An 18,659-nucleotide genomic window follows, 5' to 3' on the forward strand; every position below is an offset into this window, starting at 1 on the left:
CGCTTCGCTGTTCTGTTTCTTTGTTCGTCTAACCACGCAGCGCCCATATGACGAGAGCGAAATTCGAGCAAGCACTTCGTGGAGCATCCGAAGCATCGAGGCAGTTCGCTTTGACCGTGGTTACGAACGATTTGCCGACGGATTACCGATATGTGGTTTACTTGAACCAGTCCTTTGATGAGAGCCCACTGGAAGCAGACGTGACTGTTTATCCAGATGATCCATTGGGAGTCGGCGACCTCGGTTCGCCCCTTTCTACCGTTGAGGTCGTTCAGTTGCTGTGCCGAGATGATGCGGTGCCGGAGTGGGTCGACATTTCTGCTTACAGAGTCACTGACCGCTTCACGGTCTTCTCGTTGCATTGTTGCGGACGCTTTACATCGAACATCGAGCGGCTGTATTATGGCGACAGCGATCTCTGTCCGTTCGGCATCAAGAGTCCCGTGTTTCCGCCCAGATGGAAGGAAGCGCAGGGACGCTTCGACCTGAACACCACAAGAAGCCATGAGCCTCAGTAACACCAAAGGCGAACCAAGAACATGAAACACATCCTCCTGCTCCTCCTCGCCACCGTCTCCCTCTGCAACGCCGCTGACGGCCTGCTGCTCGATCTCATCGTGCCGCCGCGTGATGGCGACCGCTTTCTGCACGCGGAGTATTCCTGCTGGATCGCGGATGCCTCGAAGCCGGTGAAAGCGGTCATCATTCACCAGCATGGCTGCACCAATGCCTCGCCGGACAAGCATCCGCCGATCACCGGCGACTGGCACTGGCGGGCCTTGGCGTGGAAGCACGACGCCGCGTTGCTGGTGCCGATGTATCAGGTGGCCAAGGGCTGCGATGAGTGGAACGACCCCGACAGCGGCTCCGAACACGCCTTGCTCACCGCGCTGGAAGACTTCGCGCAGCGCTCGAAGCGGCCTGAGCTTAAAGACGCGCCGTGGGTGTTGTGGGGTCACTCCGGCGGCTCAAGCTGGTCCGCGCAGATGATCACGCGGCATCCGAAGCGCGTGCTCGCGGCCTCGTTTCGCGGCGGATGTCATAAGCAATTCGGCGTGCCGGAGTTTCGCGCGAAATTCGGCCCCATCGCCCGCGATCTGCCGCTGCTGTTCGTCTGGGGCAAGCGCGAGTCCGTGCCCACCTCCAGCCATTTCGTTTCGTGGGAGCCGATGAACACGATGTATCGCGAATTGCGCGAGCAAGGCGGCAAAGTCTGCCGCGTCATTGATCCACGCTCCGAGCATGGTTGTGACGATTCGCGGCTGATGAGCATCAACTTCTTCGATGCCTTGCTTTCAGGCCAAGCCAGCGCCCCGCCTTCCACGGATGCATCCACGCCCTGGCAACCCAACGACACCTTCGCCGCGCTGTGGCGCGAGTTTTCCGAGCATGGCACCCTGAAGCCCAAGGCTCCGCCACTCCACGCCCCCTCGCTCACGGCCAAACGCGAAGTTAATGGCATTCATCTTTCCTGGCGCATCGTTCCAAACCTGGAAGGGGGCCTGCGTGCCATCCGCCTTCATCGCGATGGCAAGTTGTGGAAAGAGATCGGCATCGACGAAGACGCCTTCCTCGCCACCGGCCGCGATTCGACACCCGAGGAACTGCGTGCTCACAGCCTCGTGGATGAAACCAAAGACTCTCACAGCTACACCATGATCTTCCTCGACATCGGCGGCAACGAATCGCCCCCCAGCGAGGCCGTGCGCGTGCCGTAGCTCCGATTGGCAATCGAAGCCGAACGTTCCTCGGGATTCGACGGCCAGTCGAATCTACGAATCACGAAATAGCTCCTCACCTTCCTCGTCCTCGTCTCTGCCTCATCAGTCTTTGGCGCGGGAGCTGCGGGTTAGCGTCTTGATCTCCGCGCGGTCGCGCTCCAGGAAGGCTTTCAGTTGCTCCGCGCTCGGCAGCGCCTTGAGGTAGCGGGAGACGAAGAGCTTGTTGTCCATCCCTGCGGTGGCGAACTCCACCTCCGCGCCGTCGCGATCGCTGCACAGCAGGATGCCCACGGGCGGGTTGTCGCCGGGTTTGGTCATGTTCGCCTTGAACCAGTTCACATAGAAATTCATTTGTCCCGCGTCCTCTGGCTTGAAGTGCCGGATCTTCAAATCAATGAGCACATGGCAGCGCAGGATGCGGTGGTAAAACACCAGGTCCACCCGGTGATGCCGCCGTCCTTCCGTCATGCGGAACTGCCGCGCCTCGAAGCAGAAGCCCTGGCCCAGCTCCAGCAGAAACCTCTGCAAATGATCCAGCAGCGCCGCCTCCAGTTCGTCCTCCGAGTAACTGGGCATCTCCGCCAGCCCAGTGAACTCCAGGACGTAGGGATCGCGCAGCATGTCCGCGATGGTCTCGCGTGGCTCCTGCCGACGGGCGCGTTCGATGACGGCCTTCTTGTCCGTGGACAGGCCCGTGCGCTCGTAAAGCAGGCTGCCGATCTGGCGCTGGAGCTGACGTTGGGACCAGTGCCCCTTGAGCAACTCGTTCTCGTAAAAGGCTCGCTGCCACGGGTCATCAATGCGCATGAACTCAAGGAAGTGCGCCCAGGAAATGCGGGCCAGTTGCTCGGGCTTCAGCGGCGAGGGCAATTCGGCAGACACTGTCCCTGAAATTTTGCGCCTACTGGATGTGAAATTCGCCTCGACCTCCACGAGCGCCAATGGGTCAACCACGGGTTGACTTGTTTGGAGGACCGGAAGTTTGACTCCAGATTGGTCAAGCACTGCTTGACCAATTGCCGGGTAGGTCTGGAAAAACAGACGGCACATCTTGAGAGTGGTGAATCCCAGGCCCTTGATTCCTTTGGCTGTCAAATCTGCCGCCAGTGTCTCCAGCAGCCTTGCACCATACTTCGCCCGGTCCGCGCCGTTCTGTTCGAACTCGACAATGTAGGCACCCACCAGCCAGTTCCGCAGCACGAGCGCCTGATTCACAGCGGCGGCGGTGCGGGTGACCATCTCGGTGTTCACTGCAGAGATGGCCTTTACGAGGGCGGGGTATCCCGCACCGCGCTTGGTGGGCGGTGAGACGGACTTGGTTGGGCGTTTCTTGGCCATAAAGAAATACACTCTACCTCTGGTCAATCCAACAAACCACACAGAAACCGGCTGCGATCTCGTTCTCATCAAATGACCCGCCAGTCCATGACACGTCTTGTTTCACTGTTCGTCACCGTTTGCGCCAGCCTGCATCTTCATGCGCAGCCCGCAGCGTCGAAGCCCGACCTCTGCATCTACGGCGGCACGCCGGGCGGCATCGCGATGGCGGTGCGGGCGGCGAGGGAGGGCTTGAGTGTCGTGCTGGTGAATCACCATGGGCATCTCGGTGGCATTCTCTCGAACGGACTCGGCGTGTGGGACACGCTGTGGGAGGGGAAGCGTTGCCCCATTTATGATGAGGCGCGGCAGGCCATCTTTGATCACTACCGCACGACGTATGGCGAGGACTCGCGGCAGTATCGCGATGCGTTGCCGGGCAAGAGCGGGCACACGAATGGGAAGTTTGAGCCGAAGGTGGCGGAGGCGGTGCTGACGAGTTTGGTAACGCGAGAGAAGAATATCACGGTCGTGCGTGGATTTTATCCGGCGGCGGTGGAGCGTGAGGGGGCGCTGCTGAAGGCTGTGACGTTTCGTAGAACGGGTTTTCAACCCGTTCAGCCCGGAGAACGAGTTGAAAACTCGTTTTACGTTCAAGCCAAGGTCTTCGCGGATTGCAGCTATGAGGGTGATCTCGCGGCGATGGCGAAGGTGCCGTATCGAGTTGGGCGTGAGAGTCGCGATGAGTTCAAAGAACCTCATGCGGGTGTGATCTTCATGTCGCCGGTGAAGGCGGCGGCGATGCCGGAGATGGCGCGGACGGCGGAGCTGCATCACAAGCTGAAGCTTCGAAAGTTCAGCGGCTTTCAGCGCATCAAGCAGCCGGAGAGCACGGGCGAGGCGGATGGGAATGTTCAGGCGTTTAACTACCGCACGATGCTCAGTTCTGATCCGGCGAACCGGCTGCCGGTGGAGAAACCGGCGAACTACGATCCTGAGAAGCTCAAACTGCTGGAGCACGGCTCCATTGTGTCGCCGATCCCGAATGCGAAGCGTGGTTGGAATCGTCCGCAGATTGTGGGCATGCAGACGGACTATGTAGAGGCGGATTGGACGGGGCGGCAGAAGATCATGAACGCGTTTTGGGACACGACCTTGGCGCTGCTCTACTTTTTGCAGAACGATCCGTCGGTGGAGCCGAAGCGGCAGAAGTCGTGGCGTGAGTTCGGCCTGGCGAAGGATGAGTTCACCGACAATGGGCATCGTCCGCATGAGTTTTATGTGCGCGAGGCGCGACGCATCACGGGGCGCTATGTTTTCACCCAGCATGACGCGATGCTCGCCAATGGCCTGGAGCGTGCGCCAGTGCATGAGGACAGCATCGGCGTGACGGAGTGGTATCTCGACACGCACGCCTGCACGCAGCGCCACATCGAAGGCGCGCTGGAGGAAGGCAAGATGATGCTCGATGTGGAGACCTTTCCCGGACAGGTGCCGTATCGGGCGATCTTGCCTCAAGGCGTGGACAATCTTCTCGTGCCGGTGTGCCTGAGCAGCACGCACGTCGCCTGGGGCACGATCCGATTGGAGCCGACGTGGATGAACCTCTGCGAATCCGCCGGACATGCGGCGGCGCTCGCGATTCAAAACAAAGTCACGCCCGCGCAGCTCGATCCTGAACTGCTGTTGCGCAGGCTGGCCAGCAGTCATGTGATGCTGAGCTTCTTCAACGATGTGGATGTCGCGTCGGATGATCCACGAGTCGCTGCCGCACAGTATTTTGCCACGAAGGGCTTCTTTGCCGACTACAACGCCCGCCTCGACGAACCGCTCACCGAAAGCGTCCGCGCCGCCTGGGGCAAGGGACTCACCGCGATACGCGAAGGCACGCTGAAGCCGATGGAACTCGTGAAACAAGTGCATGAGGCCGAAGCAACGGCCTCAAAGCCGATGGAGCGAACACGCGGCGAGGCGCTGCTGGGCATGTGGAAGACTCTTTCGACGGCGAAGGCTGCTCCGAAGCCACGCACGAAGCTCACGGTGCGACCGGTGCGACCGGTGCGACCGGTGCGTTCCAGCACGGCGGCGGAGGTGAACGGCAAGACGTATGATCTCGTGGTCATCGGCGGCACGCCGGGCGGCATCGCGTGTTCGGTGCGTGCAGCGCGGGAAGGGCTGAGCGTGCTACTCGTGCAGCACAACAAGCACCTCGGCGGCATGTTGACGAACGGGCTGATGCAGTGGGACGCGCTCTACGGCGGGCCGAGGTCGCCGGTGTTCAACGAATACGCGAAGATGATCGAGGACTACTACCGAGAGACGTTTGGTGAGGATTCGAGGCAATACAGCGCGGCAAGCTACACGCAGACGCATTACCCGATGAGCCGGTTTGAGCCGTCGGTGGCGGAGCATCTGTTTAACAAGCTTGTTTCGGCGGAGAAGAACATCACGACGCTGCTCTCGCATTATCCCTCGGCGATCCAACGAGAAGGCGAGATGCTGAAAGCGCTGACGCTGCGTGAATATGGAACGACGAAGGACATCACCGTGACCGGAAGCACCTATGTCGATGCCACTTATGAAGGTGATCTCGCCGCGCTGGCAAAGGTGCCGTATTGCGTGGGTCGTGAGAGCCGCGATGAGTTTGGCGAGCCTCATGCGGGCAAAGTTTTCACCAACATCAGCGGAGAGAAGGGGCCGAAGGACGTGCTGGAGGGAAAACTCAACCTGCACACTTACGGACACGTTCAGGGCAGCATTGATCCGACAAGTCCCTTCACCGCCGATGGAGCGATTCAGGCATTCAATCACCGCTTCTGCCTCAGCAACGAACCGGGCAACATCCGCCTGCCAGAGAAACCACCGGGCTACAACCGCGACGAGTATGTGAACTACAATCGCAAGGGCATGAACGCAGGAGATCTTAATGGCAAGAGCACCTTCAACAGCGCCATCTTGCCCGGCGAGAACCACGCGTATCCCGACGCGACATGGCCGGAGCGCGAGAAGATCATCACTCGGCACACGAACTTCGCGCTCGGCCTGATGTGGTTCCTGCAAAACGACGAATCCGTGCCGCCCGCGAAGCGCGAAGCCTGCCGCCGCATCGGCCTGCCGCTCGATGAGTTCACGGACAACCACAACCTGCCGTATGAACTCTATGTTCGTGAGGCACGCCGCATCGTGGGCCGCCACGTCTTCACCGAGCACGACAACAGCCCAGCCAAAGATCAGACACGCACCCCGATCCACGCCGACAGCATCGCCTTCACCGATTGGTCGATGGATTCTCACGACTGCACCACCGACCGCCGTCCAGGATACGCATACGACGGCAAACTCATCCTCACTGAGGAATCACGCCCCGCGCAGATCCCGTGGCGTTGCCTGCTGCCGCAGGGAGTTGATAATTTGCTCGTTCCCGTCTGCCTTTCCGCGACACACGTCGCCTGGGGCGCTGTTCGATTGGAGCCCGTGTGGATGCAAACCGGCGAAGCCGCCGGTTTTGCGGCCGCATTGTCGAAGCAACATCAAACCACACCTGGAAAATTCGACCCCGATCTGCTGGTGCGCACGCTCGTGACGAACAAGCACTTCGTCACCTTCTTCAACGAACTGCAAACGCACGCTGATCATTCTGCGATGCCTGCGGCGCAGTATTTCGGCACGAAGGGGGATTTTCCCGGCTACGACGCGAACCTTGATGAACAGGTGAAAGACGGCGTGAATCAGGTGACACGCGGCGAGAGCCTGCGGAGACGCTTTGAACTTTTGCGCTGAGGCGTGGAGCGGGTGATCAGAATCGAACTGACGTATGATGCTTGGGAAGCACCTGCTCTACCATTGAGCTACACCCGCAGAAGCGTGACGGAGGTTGAACGATGGACCGGGAATGTCAAATGGGGCTATGGTAGGCAAAAAATTCTCGCCTCTGGCATGCAACGGGCGCTAAGATCGTTCTGAATAAGCACACAGCCATTTCCTGCCTTCGATTTAGCCATGTCTGAAGTGAATCCCTCCTCCCGCCCTGGTTCTGGTTCCAAGCCGTCCGGTATGTGGCAGCCGCCGACGCTGGAGGAAATGCAGGCGATGCTGCCGCAATATCGGTTTGAGTCGTTGCTGGGACGCGGTGGCATGGGGGCGGTTTACAAGGCGGTGCAGGTCTCGCTGGACCGTGCGGTGGCGGTCAAGGTGCTGCCCGGTGATCTGATCGACGACACGGATGCGCAGTTCGCCGAGCGCTTCAAGAACGAGGCGCGCACGATGGCGAAGATGAATCATCCGAGCATCGTCAACGTGTACGATTTTGGTGAGACGCAGACGGGACTGCTCTACATCGTGATGGAGTTCATTGACGGGACAGACGTGTCCAAAATGATCGTTTCCCAGGGCAAGCTGCCGGAAGATTACGCGCTCTCCATCACGGCGCATGTGTGTGACGCGCTGAACTACGCGCACCGCAATGGTGTGATCCACCGCGACATCAAACCGGCCAATATTTTGATCAATATGGACGGTGCGGTGAAGGTGGCGGCCGTCGGCTTGGCGTAGTAGAATGACTCGGCGCTGGGCGGCCTGACGAAGACAAACATGGCGATGGGCACGCCGGATTTTGTTGCTCCTGAAGCGCTCATCCCTGGCATTCCGCTGGATGGCCGAGCGGACTTGTATGCCATCGGCGTGATGCTCTACCAGATGCTCACGGGCGAAATTCCACGCGGGATGTGGACGATGCCGGGCATGAAGCTGGGCACTGATCCGCGTTTTGATGCGATCATCGGCAAGGCGATGCAGACGGATCGTGAGGTGCGCTATCAGAGCGCGGCAGAGCTGCGGCGTGATCTGGACACGATCCTGACCACGCCGCGTGCGATGACGCAGCCGCAACCTGCTGCGGCACCTGTGCAGCAAACAGCACAAAAACCGCCGTCGCATGGCCCCAAACCGCCGCAAGGCCAGAAAGCGGCGGACAAGCCGCCATCTGCGCCACCGCCGCCGAAACGAGCGAACTTCGGCATGATCATCGGCCTCGGCGCGACGGCGGTGTTGTTGATTGGTGGCTACGTTTTTCTCAAACCGCCCGCGCCGTCGAAGAAAACGACGGCGGCGACCCCTGCTCCTGTTGCACCGCCCAAGCCGACCCCGCAGCCGCCTGCGACACCTAAACCGGCTACCAAAGCCCCGTCGCCCGCAGTCTCACCCGCCAAGCTGAACAGCACACCCGCGCCTGTCACTGTTTCCTCTCCTCTGCTCACGCGCCCGGTCATCCAGACGCTCGACCTGCTCGCGCTGACCGATCCGGTGCTCGACCGCGTGTCGGTGCCGAACTTGATTGGCAAGAACGAATGGAAGCGCGAGGGCGGCGAACTGGTGTACCAACCGGATGGCAAGGCTGGAAAACTGGCAGTGCCGGTGGCTTTCGACTGCCAGGATTACGAGATCGAATTCAAAGCGAAGAAGCACAGCGGCAACGACCGCATCCATGTGGATGTGCCGCTGAAGAACGGACGCATCCTGCCGCTCATCCTCAACGGCCAGGGGCGCAAGGTGCTCAATGAAAAGGCCGGCCAGTCCTGGGGGCCGGCCAGTGGTGAAGTGCATGTGAGCATCCGCGTGATCGACGGCCCCGGCGCGTCGGATCGCATCTTGATTCAGCGTCAGAACGTGAAGGGCAACCCGCTGGCGGACTGGACGGGTGACCTCGACACCCTGGGCAGGACCGGCGAGGATCATCCCGGTTTTCCGAAGCAGCCGGTGACCTCGATCTATGTCGTGCGGGACAAGTATGCGGTGCAGGCATGGAAGCTGCGCGTGTTCGAGGGCGCGGCGAAGGTGCTGCGGGAAACGGTGGCGAAAACCGCCGCCGCCGCACCTGCATCCGCATTGGCGACGGCACCCGCGCCTAAACCCGTGATGCCAGCGCCCGCACCCGCGCCCGCCGTTCCAGTCACGCCGCCGCCAGCAGCGGACCCTGTTTCGCTCAAGCTGGCCGATTTGGAGACGAAATTTCAAGCCGCCTTTGATCGCGACGCGGGTGCAGCTTATAAGGCACAGATCGCCAAGCTGAACACGGGCTATGCCACCGCACTTGATCGTGCGCTGGCTGAGGCGGCGAAAGCGGGCAAGCTCGATGACGCGGTTGCGCTGCGTGAGGAGAAGGAGCGCATGACCGGCGGCAAAGGCTTGCCACCGGAGGATTTGGACACGCTGCCGGAAGCGCTGAAAAAACTGCGGTCCACCTGGCGCGGTGCGGAGTCAGGTTACGCGAAGCAGCGGAACGCGCTGGCCGCGCCGTTGTTCGATGCCTACGACAAGGCGCTGGATGCCTTCCAGACCGAACTCACGCAGCAGAACAAGATCGACGACGCGCTGCGGGTGAAGACAGCACGAGATGAACTGACGCAACGCCGCGCCAGCATCGCTCCAGCGGCAGTTGAAGCCCCTGCGCCAACAAAGGCCACGATGCCCGCGCCTGCCGCATCGACCGCCGTCGAGGCGAGCAGCTCATGGCGCAAAGCGGCGGAGTGGATTCTGGGTGTTGGCGGTGAAATCCGCATCCGTCGCAATGGCGGAGGTGAAGCCACGCTCAAAGATGCCAAAGACCTGCCTGGGGGTCGGTTTGACATTCTCAGCATCACCATCGACCCGCGAAACGGCAAGAACGCGGAGATCACGGATGACGATTTCACCCGGTTCAACGGTCTGCGCGACATCGAGACAGTGCGCATGGCCCATCTCCCGTCCGTCACCGGCAGCGGCTTCGCCGCATTCGTCGCCAGCGCTGACTCGATGAAAAACTTTGCGGTCTATAATGCGCCCTTGCAGCCGCAGCACCTGGGATTCATCACGCAGTTCAAAAACCTGCGCACTCTGGAATTGAACCGCATTCCGTCACTGCCCGCCGAGTCGCTGACCACGATTCAGGTGTTCAAGGAGCTGACCCAGTTGCGGCTGCTGGGCCAGATGAAACTGGATGACAAGGCGCTGCTGGCGCTCGCCGGATTGACGAAGCTGACGGATCTGACCATTCCCGGCACTCTAATCACGGATGAGGGTCTGGTGGCGCTCAAAGGCATGAAAGGGCTGACCTCGCTGGAACTCGCCGACGTCAAAGGCATCACGGGGTCGGGTTTCGTGCATCTGGCAGGGGCCAAGGAACTGTTGCGTCTGCTGCTTTCCCACACCGCCGTGGATGACGCGGCCCTCGCTCACCTCTCCGGCCTCACCAAGCTGCGGGATCTCGCGCTGCATCAAACCGCCGTCACGGATGCCGGGATCAGGCATCTCGCGCTGCTCAAAGATCTGCGCGTGCTCGAAATCGCTACCAAGGGCGTCACCGGGGCCACGTTGAACGAGTTGTCCGGCTGCAAGGAACTCACCCGACTGTTCTTGTATGACCGCACGAATGCGAATCACAGCGCGGTCAACGATGCCGGCCTGCAAGCCGTCGCCGCTGCGGGTTTCCCGAAGCTGGAGGATTTCGCGTATGTCCAGCGTCAGGTCACCGATGCAGGGCTGGCGCACCTCAGCGCCTTGAAGCTGAGAAAGCTGACAACGAATACCTCTCCTGGGATCGAAGGGCTGCGGCATCTCGCCGAGATCAGCACGCTGGAATCCTTGGAGTTGGGTCGCAGCAATTTGACGGACGAGGGACTGTTGATTCTCTCCAAGCTCAAATCCTTACAGCAACTCACCAGCTTCGATGCTCGAATCACCGATGAGGGATTGAAGCACCTGCAAACCATGACCGCGCTGAAAGGAGTCACCTTGACCGAGACGAAATTCACTCAGACGGGCCTGGATGCCCTGCTCAAAGCCCGTCCTGGCTTGAAGGTGACCAAGTGACCCTGGCGGCGGCTTAAAAAGTTATCGCCAAGGGCGCTGGAGTTGCGCTAGCCTTTGCCCGTTTAGCAGCATCCGCGCATGAGCACTGATTCCCGCCCCGCCTCCTCCCATGCCGGCTCCAAGCCCTCCGGCATGTGGCAGCCGCCGACGTTGGAGGAGATGCAGGCGATGCTGCCACAGTATCAGTTTGTCTCACTGCTCGGGCGTGGTGGCATGGGGGCGGTTTATAAAGCGATGCAAGTGTCGCTGGACCGCGCGGTGGCGATCAAGGTGCTGCCGGGGGATTTGATTGATGACACGGATGCGCAGTTCGCCGAGCGCTTCAAGAACGAGGCGCGCACGATGGCGAAGATGAACCATCCGGCGATTGTGAACGTGTATGACTTCGGCGAGACGCAGACCGGACTGCTGTTCATCGTCATGGAGTTCATTGATGGCACGGATGTGTCCAAAATGATCATGTCGCAGGGCAAGCTGCCGCCGGATTACGCGCTGGCGATCACGGCGCATGTGTGTGACGCGCTGAACTACGCGCACAGCCACAGCATCGTCCACCGCGACATCAAACCGGCGAACATCCTCATCAACATGGAAGGTGCGGTCAAAGTGGCCGATTTCGGCTTGGCCAAGCAGAGCGATGCCGGAGCCGGTGGCCTGACAAAAACGAACATGGCGATGGGCACGCCCGATTTCGTGGCCCCGGAGGCGCTGATTCCCGGTGTGCCGCTGGATGGCCGCGCCGACTTGTATGCCATCGGTGTGATGCTCTACCAAATGCTCACCGGGGAAATCCCGCGCGGCATGTGGACGATGCCAAGCGCGAAGCTGGGCACCGATCCGCGCTTTGACGCGATCATCGGCAAAGCGATGCAGACCGATCGCGAGGCGCGCTATCAGACGGCGGCGTCGATCCGCCGCGATCTGGATGTGATCATGACCACGCCGCCTGCCGCTGTGAAAAAACCAGCGGGGCAGGGGCCGCAAGCACCGCAGCAGCGGAGCGCGGATGCCCCCATCCGCAATCAAGCCGCAGCGAAGCCTGCGGACCGCGCTCTGGCGAGCGCAGCTACAAAGAAATCCAGCACCGGATTCTACCTTGGCGTGGCAGCAACGATCATCGTGCTCGGTGCGTTGGTGTTTCTGTTTTCAGGCGGGAAGGAGCCAGTTTCAGCACCGGAACCCGCAGGAAAAACCAAGGTGGTGGCGGAAACGCCCGCGCCCAAGCCGAAGACACCGAAGCCAGCGCCGTCTGTTCCCACTCCACGCGTGCCACTCACCGCGCCAGTGCCCACCTTGACCGCGAAGGCGGTGGATGTGCTGCCCGCTATCGTCCTGGAGCAGGATGTCGTGTACGGCGATTGGAAAATGCAGCCCGACGGTCTGAGGTATGGCGGACGCAAAGGCAAAGTGAACTCAATCATCGAACTGCCGTTCATATGCAGCGGGAGTTACGTCATCGAAGCCGAGGTCTCCACAGTGCCGACGCCCGGTGACATGGTGTTTCATCTGCCCTTCGCCAAAGAAAGCGGCACCGGACAGGACGACATTTCCTTCATGGTGGATCACGCCAAGGGACAGCGCGCAGGCTTCGCCTACTTCGAGGGAGAAAGCCTTGGCGGCAAAAGAAACCCCGCTTGGGTCGATATGGCCGTGCCGTTGGGGCAGAAAAGCCGCCTGACCGTGAAGGTTGAATTGAAGAAACCGGGCCGCATCGCTTTCAGTGCCTGGCGGGACGGCATGCCGCTCGTCGGCTGGGAGGGAGACCGCCGCCTGACCACGGGAGCCGCGCACGTGTGGCGGCCCAAGAACCAGCCGTGTTTCGCCATCGGTACCACGCTGGACGGCACCGTGTTCCACCGCATCCGCGTGGAGGCGCTCGATGGCGAAATCCAATGGCTGCGCGCTCCGGCCACCGTCGCCAAAGCCGCGTCTGCGCCGATGCCGGTCACGACTCCCGCACCCGTCGCACCCGACACTGTGGACACCGCGCCTTGGACCGGTGCGCTCCCATTGCTGCCGTTGGTGGATGTGCAGAAAGACACGGTGAAGGCAGGATGGACGCGTGAGGGTGGCGATCTGGTCTCTGGCAGCAAGCACCAGCCTGCCCTGGTGGAACTGCCGGTGATTCCGCCGGAGGAGTATGACCTGCGTCTCCGCTTCACGAGGAAGGAACTGCAAGAGAATATCTTCGTGGTGCTTTCGCGTGGAGAACATTCCGTTCTCTGGTCTGGTGGAGTTGGGCAAAACACAATTTTCGGCTTCGGCCACTATCGGGGCGGAGCGAGTCTAAAGAGTCTGATGACCGCTAATCCCAGCTTGAAAACGGTGAGATCCTGCTTCGAGGCAGACCGTGCATACACCGTGCAAATCGCTGTTCGGAAGACAGGAGTCGCCGCCTACCTCGACGGAGCAAAGGTTTCGGCCCTGCCCGCCGATCTGGCGGAAATGCAGACGCCAGATGCTTTCAAGGTGCGTACGGCGGGTGCTCTTGGCCTCGGTTCCTTCAAGACATCCTATGCCGTTCATGCCATCGAGCTGCGCGAGGTCACAGGGAAGGTGAAGTATCTGCGGGAACAGCCTGCCGCCGATCTCGTGGCCCAGCGGCTCGCGCAACTGGAGCAGCAGTTCCTCGTCGCCTACGAAAAGCAGGCGGGAGCCGCGCATAAGGTAGCGGTGGCTGATTTGAATACGAAATTCAGCGCCGCGCTGGATCGCAGCATCGCCACGGTATCGCAAGCCGGGAAGCTGGATGAGGCGCTGGCGCTGCGGAACGAGAAGACGCTCATCCAGACCAGCGGCACCGTGCCTGCGGAGGATGCGGCGGACACAGCGGCTACTTTGCAGACGCTGCGCAAGACCTACCGCGCCACGATGACCACGCTGCGCGCCACTCGTGACAAAAACACCGCGCCGCTGCACGCTGCGTATGATCGGGCGCTGGCCGTGTATCAGGAGGAACTCACCAAGGCGCAGAAACTTGATGAAGCGCTGCGCGTGAAGGCGGTGCGAGATCATGTGGGCACGCAACGTGATCCAGGAGCGGGGGCTGCCAGCCTCCAGCCTGGAAAAGCCGATCCAGGGGCCAAGATGGCCCCTCTCCTGGGGCAAGGTGCGAACGCCGCCGTTCCCACTGCTCCGATCGCCCCGCCATTGTCTGCGGACAAAGTTTTGCCACTGCCGCCCAAAGCCACGCCGGAGGAGGTGCGCGCGCTCGTGGAATGGGCGATCGGGGTGAAGAAGGGTCGCGTGTTGGTGATGGACGGCGGGGTGCCTCGGCGCTTCGATAGCCTCGATAAACTACCGAAGGGCAGGCTCACGCTGTTGGAATTCTTCATTTACGAGCTGCCGATGGATGATGAGGGGAAGAAATGGCTCGCCGTCCTTGGCCGGGTGCCAGAGTTGGAATACGTCGGCTTCAACAAGAACCCTGGCACCTTCCCGGTGGAGTTGTTGCGTGGTCTGACGAAGCTCAAGAAGTTGTGGATCACGCCCACCGCAGTGGATGATGCGGCTTTCGCACATCTCAGCGGCTTGAAAAAGCTGGAGACGCTGCACATCAATTACATGTGCAGACAATTCACCGGCATGGGCCTCGGCTACATCAACGAGAACCTGCTCGAACTGCATACAAACAGCCCGACCCTCAGCGCTGAGGGCATGGCGTATCTGCCGCGCTTCAAGAAGTTGCAACGTTTGTACCTGCCGGGTGACAGCCTTGCCGGACGCGGCGGTTCCCTCACGGACGCCATGCTCGCCGGACTCGCAGCACTGCCGGACCTGGAGGAACTGGATGTTTCGGAGAGAAATCTGGACGGCTCCTTTCTCGCGTATCTCCCCGCGAACTCGAAGCTGAAGCGGCTCAATCTTCAAGAGATCACGACGTTCAAGCCCCAGCACCTGACACACCTAGCCAGGCTCAAAAGTCTGGAAGTGCTCACGCTGCCGCCGCTGGATCCCGGTCCCACCGGCATGGCGGCCATCGCCAGCCTGGGCCTGCTGCGTGAACTCCATGTGATCGGCAACACCACATTTACTGGCGAATCCGTCAAGGGACTGAAGGGGTTCGGCAGTCTCACAAATCTGAGTCTGAACGTCTGCCCGCTCACGGATGCGGGTCTTGAAGCGATTGCGGGTGCCATGCCGGGACTGCAGCATTTGTCCATGGACATGGGCATGAACGCCAAAAACAAAGCCACGATCACGCCGGAGGGCCTTTCAAGTCATCTCGGGCGCCTGCGGGGCATGACCTCTCTTCTCCTCAATGGGGATGGCTTCTCGGATGATTGGACGCCCCACGTCGCGCAACTCAAGGGGGTGAGTTATCTCATGCTGACAGGTGCCCGGGTCACCGACCAAGGCGTTGCGCACCTGATGAAACTGCCGCTTGGCTACTTCCGCCTGGAGGGCACCCAGGTCACCGATGCGGTCATTCCCATCCTGAAAACTTGTCCCACTCTGAACAGCGTGCCGGTTGGTGGCACCCAGATGACCGACGCCGGCAAAGCGGAGCTAAAGCGCCTCCTGGATGCGAACAAGGGGAAGTGAGAGAGTCACGTCTGCGCTGTCCCCCCCTGGCAGCCTCCTGCAATTTTACAGTCCTTCTGAATTTTGATGGTTGAGAGACCTCCTGCCGGACGTAATTTGCCGTCATGAAAAACGCGCGCCACCCGCTCATCGCTTTCAGCCTCCTCGCGGTCATCCTTGTTTCATCGCCACTCCTGCTCGCGCAGCAGACCCAGCGTGTGGATGAGAAAGAACTGCGTACATGGGCAGATCGTGGTGATGCGGACGCACAGTTTGAGCTCGGTCTGCGGATGATCACCGGCGAAGGGGTGAAGAAGAATCTCGAGGAAGGTGTGAAATCTGTCGAGAAGGCGGCGAAGCAGAAGCACCTGCGCGCGCAGCATATCATGGGCACCCTTTATGAAGACGGGGTCGGTGTGAAGAAGGATCTGACCAAGGCGGCGGAGTGGTATCGCATCTCGGCCGATCTTGGCTTTGCACTCTCGCAGCACAGCCTGGCCGTCTTGTATGAGGAAGGCAAAGGGGTGAAAAAAGATACAGCCAAGGCCGCCGAATGGTTCAAAAAAGCCGCAGAGCAGGGGAATCCGCCTTCGCAGACCGCGTATGCATCGAAGCTTGAGCGTGGAGATGGCGTGTCCAAAAGCACCGCCAGGGCCGCCCTGTGGTATCTCAAGGCCGCGCAGCAGGACTTTGTGCCTGCGATGACGCGTCTCGCCAATCTGTACTACACTGGGCAGGGTGTGCCGGTGGATTATCGTCGTGCCGGAGCCTGGTATCATCGTGCGGCACGCTCCGAAGATCCGTGGGCCTCCAACAATCTTGCATGGTTCCTTGCCACCTGCCCTGAGGACAATCTTCACAACGGAGAAAATGCCGTTCTGCTCGCACGCCGGGCGCTCAAACTCGTCGCCGAGGTCGTGCAAAGTGATGAGCAGCCCTATGAAATGATCGATACCATGGCCGCCGCCCTTGCCCGCAACGGCGAGTTCAGGGAGGCTGAGCTTTGGCAGAAGCGTTGCATCACCATGCTTAACGAGGACAAGAACTTGCCTGAAGAAGACCGCAAGAAGCTTCAGGACGAATTCTCCACCCGCCTGAATCTCTACCAAAAGGCCACCCCCTTTGCCGAGCCTGATCCCAAGGGGGAGGATGGCGCCGAGCCCTTGCCGCAGGACACGATTCTTCAAGATGAGGGGCTTCCCGAGGGCAAACCGAGGCAAAAAACCACTCCCAAAGGTGGTCGTGGCACGGTGGTTTGAGATCTGGTTCCGCCACTGTTTCTAACACCGCCTGCTCCCGGCACGTTCCAAGTGACGGCGCAAGATTCGCACACTGAACCGCAATATCTGCAAGACACCCCCCCGCCACCACGGTTAAAGCGCAGATCATCCGTCGTTCGTCATTCCACCTTCGCCACTCGTCCTTTTCCCGCATGTCCACCGTCGCCGTCCGTTCTGCCGCTCTGCCGCCGCCCATTCCCGGCCTGAACCGCCGCATCCGCCAGCCGAAGAAGAATATCCCGCAGACCAAGCCGGAACGTGATCAAGTCCTCGGCTGGGTGCGCGCGTATGCGGAGGAGCAGAAACTCGTCCCGCCGGTGCCTCTGGCAGAGCTTCAGGAGCACACGGATAAAATCATGGCCATCTACGCCATCGACAAAATTCACCGCGATTACGTCGGCGTCCTGCTTGCCAATGAAACCTGGCGCGAGTCCCTCGCCACGGTGCCGTATGAAAAACGTTTGCTGCTGATGCCGAAGTGCCTCCGCGTCGAAAGCAAATGCCCCGCGCCTTTCGATGAATTTGGACTGCTCTGCAAACAGTGCGGCCTGTGCTCCATCCAGGACTTCCAAAACGAGGCCGAGAAGCTCGGTTACGCCGTTCTCGTCGCTGAAGGCAGCGCCATCGTCATGTCGCTCATCCAGACCGGCAAGATCGAGGCGATCGTTGGCATTTCGTGCCTGCCCGTGCTGGAGCGCACCTTTCCCTACATCGAAGCCGCCGCCATTCCCGCCGTCGCTGTGCCGCTGCTGCAAGACGACTGCATCGACACCCTTGTCGATATCGACTGGGTCTGGGATTACATCCATCTCACCAGCGATGACAAAACTCGCCGCCTAAACCTCAACGCGCTTCACGACGAAGTGAAGACTTGGTTCAGCCGCGAATCTCTTGATGCACTCATGGGACCGTCTCGTGGCCACAGCGACGACATCGCTCGCGACTGGCTCGCCCGTGCCGGCAAACGCTGGCGTCCCTTCCTCACCGTCGCCGCCTATCAGGCTCTGCGTGAAGACGCTGAAGGTCCGATCTCCGACACGGTTAAAAAAGCCGCCATCGCCGTTGAAATCTTCCACAAAGCCTCGCTCGTCCACGATGACATCGAAGATGGTGATGCCGAACGCTACGGCGAGACTACGCTGCACACCGAGCACGGCATCCCCGTCGCCTTGAACATCGGCGATCTGCTCATTGGCGAAGGCTATCGCCTTCTCGCCGACAACGACGCTGCCGCGCACATCCGCAGCGCCGCCATTCTCGTTGCCGCCGAAGGGCAGCGTGAGCTGTGCATCGGCCAGGGGGCCGAATTGCTCTGGACGCGTCATCCCGTGGCTCTTAGCAGCACCCAGGTGCTCGAAATCTTCCGCAGTAAGACCGCGCCTGCCTTTGAAGTTGCTTTGAAAGTCGGTGCCGCCCTCGCAGGTCAGCTTGATGAGTGCGCCGACGTTCTCCACGCCTACAGCGAGAACCTCGGCATCGCTTATCAGATCCGCGACGATCTCGACGATCTCGGTGAAGACTCCGCCGCTGGCAACGAATGGAACATGCGTCCCAGCATCGTCCTCTCCCTTCTGCGCGAGAAAGGCAAAGGCGAGGTCAAAGACCAGATGGAAGCCCTCTGGAACGGTGTCGCCGCCACCAAGCCCGACAACGCCACCATCCGCCAATGGGCGCTCGACAGCGGTGCGCATGAAAAGGCGATGACCCTCCTCGAAAGCTACAAGGAAGCCGCCATCCGTTCCCTGCAGGAAGTCGAACTCCCCAACTTGAAAGGCCTTCTGCGACGCGTCATCGGCAAAATCTTCAACGAACTCGAAATCAAAGGCTGGTGCCGCGAATTCGAGCAGAAGAACCTCAATCCCGAACTCCGTGCCGAAGCCGCCAAAGCCGCCGAGCACCTCGTGCCGAACGTCGCGGCTTAAAGTACGATGGGCACTCCTGCCCGTCTGCATCGGTGCTATTTCATCACGCT

9 protein-coding genes and 1 tRNA gene are annotated in these 18,659 nt (G+C 60.6%); 8 read left to right on the forward strand and 2 right to left on the reverse strand.

Going from position 1 to position 18,659, the window contains the following annotated elements:
* Positions 1-47: 47 nt before the first annotated feature.
* The gene (locus tag U1A53_RS13820) at positions 48-518 is read left to right on the forward strand and encodes a hypothetical protein (protein ID WP_322281779.1); all 471 of its coding nucleotides are present in this window, start codon (positions 48-50) and stop codon (positions 516-518) included.
* Between the two features lie 21 nt (positions 519-539).
* The gene (locus tag U1A53_RS13825) at positions 540-1,718 is read left to right on the forward strand and encodes a hypothetical protein (protein ID WP_322281780.1); all 1,179 of its coding nucleotides are present in this window, start codon (positions 540-542) and stop codon (positions 1,716-1,718) included.
* Between the two features lie 105 nt (positions 1,719-1,823).
* Here U1A53_RS13825 and U1A53_RS13830 read toward each other — a convergent pair whose 3' ends face one another.
* Positions 1,824-3,059, reverse strand: coding sequence for a PDDEXK nuclease domain-containing protein (locus U1A53_RS13830; protein WP_322281782.1), 1,236 nt, complete (start codon positions 3,057-3,059; stop codon positions 1,824-1,826).
* 72 nt (positions 3,060-3,131) lie between these two features.
* Between U1A53_RS13830 and U1A53_RS13835 the strand changes: the two genes are divergently transcribed.
* Complete coding sequence (locus U1A53_RS13835; RefSeq protein ID WP_322281784.1) at positions 3,132-6,818, forward strand: FAD-dependent oxidoreductase; 3,687 nt, start codon at positions 3,132-3,134, stop codon at positions 6,816-6,818.
* A gap of 4 nt (positions 6,819-6,822) precedes the next feature.
* Here U1A53_RS13835 and U1A53_RS13840 read toward each other — a convergent pair.
* A tRNA-Gly gene (locus tag U1A53_RS13840) sits at positions 6,823-6,896 on the reverse strand.
* A 141-nt stretch (positions 6,897-7,037) separates the two neighbouring features.
* Between U1A53_RS13840 and U1A53_RS13845 the strand changes: the two genes are divergently transcribed.
* The 5 genes from U1A53_RS13845 to U1A53_RS13865 all read left to right on the forward strand — a co-directional run bounded on the left by U1A53_RS13845 (position 7,038) and on the right by U1A53_RS13865 (position 18,609).
* On the forward strand, positions 7,038-7,589 hold the full coding sequence (locus U1A53_RS13845; protein ID WP_322281786.1) for a serine/threonine-protein kinase: 552 nt from the start codon (positions 7,038-7,040) through the stop codon (positions 7,587-7,589).
* A 45-nt stretch (positions 7,590-7,634) separates the two neighbouring features.
* Complete coding sequence (locus tag U1A53_RS13850) at positions 7,635-10,883, forward strand: hypothetical protein (RefSeq protein ID WP_322281788.1); 3,249 nt, start codon at positions 7,635-7,637, stop codon at positions 10,881-10,883.
* Positions 10,884-10,961: 78 nt separating this feature from the next.
* Positions 10,962-15,428 (forward strand): protein kinase, encoded by a 4,467-nt coding sequence (locus U1A53_RS13855; protein ID WP_322281790.1) that lies wholly within the window; start codon positions 10,962-10,964, stop codon positions 15,426-15,428.
* 104 nt (positions 15,429-15,532) lie between these two features.
* Positions 15,533-16,666, forward strand: coding sequence for a tetratricopeptide repeat protein (locus tag U1A53_RS13860; RefSeq protein WP_322281792.1), 1,134 nt, complete (start codon positions 15,533-15,535; stop codon positions 16,664-16,666).
* A gap of 173 nt (positions 16,667-16,839) precedes the next feature.
* A complete protein-coding gene (locus U1A53_RS13865) occupies positions 16,840-18,609 on the forward strand; it encodes a polyprenyl synthetase family protein (protein ID WP_322281793.1) in 1,770 nt (589 codons plus the stop codon).
* Positions 18,610-18,659: the final 50 nt, after the last annotated feature.

It is taken from the genome of Prosthecobacter sp., assembly GCF_034366625.1.
Classification (GTDB): Bacteria; Verrucomicrobiota; Verrucomicrobiia; order Verrucomicrobiales; family Verrucomicrobiaceae; genus Prosthecobacter.

Bases quoted from the DNA above. Each gene is read 5' to 3' on its own strand.
- U1A53_RS13830 (WP_322281782.1), bottom strand. From the start codon at position 3,059: ATGGCCAAGAAACGCCCAACCAAGTCCGTCTCACCGCCCACCAAGCGC.
- U1A53_RS13835 (WP_322281784.1), top strand. From the start codon at position 3,132: ATGACCCGCCAGTCCATGACACGTCTTGTTTCACTGTTCGTCACCGTT.
- U1A53_RS13865 (WP_322281793.1), top strand. From the start codon at position 16,840: ATGTCCACCGTCGCCGTCCGTTCTGCCGCTCTGCCGCCGCCCATTCCC.
- U1A53_RS13860 (WP_322281792.1), top strand. From the start codon at position 15,533: ATGAAAAACGCGCGCCACCCGCTCATCGCTTTCAGCCTCCTCGCGGTC.
- U1A53_RS13825 (WP_322281780.1), top strand. From the start codon at position 540: ATGAAACACATCCTCCTGCTCCTCCTCGCCACCGTCTCCCTCTGCAAC.
- U1A53_RS13820 (WP_322281779.1), top strand. From the start codon at position 48: ATGACGAGAGCGAAATTCGAGCAAGCACTTCGTGGAGCATCCGAAGCA.
- U1A53_RS13845 (WP_322281786.1), top strand. From the start codon at position 7,038: ATGTCTGAAGTGAATCCCTCCTCCCGCCCTGGTTCTGGTTCCAAGCCG.
- U1A53_RS13850 (WP_322281788.1), top strand. From the start codon at position 7,635: ATGGGCACGCCGGATTTTGTTGCTCCTGAAGCGCTCATCCCTGGCATT.
- U1A53_RS13855 (WP_322281790.1), top strand. From the start codon at position 10,962: ATGAGCACTGATTCCCGCCCCGCCTCCTCCCATGCCGGCTCCAAGCCC.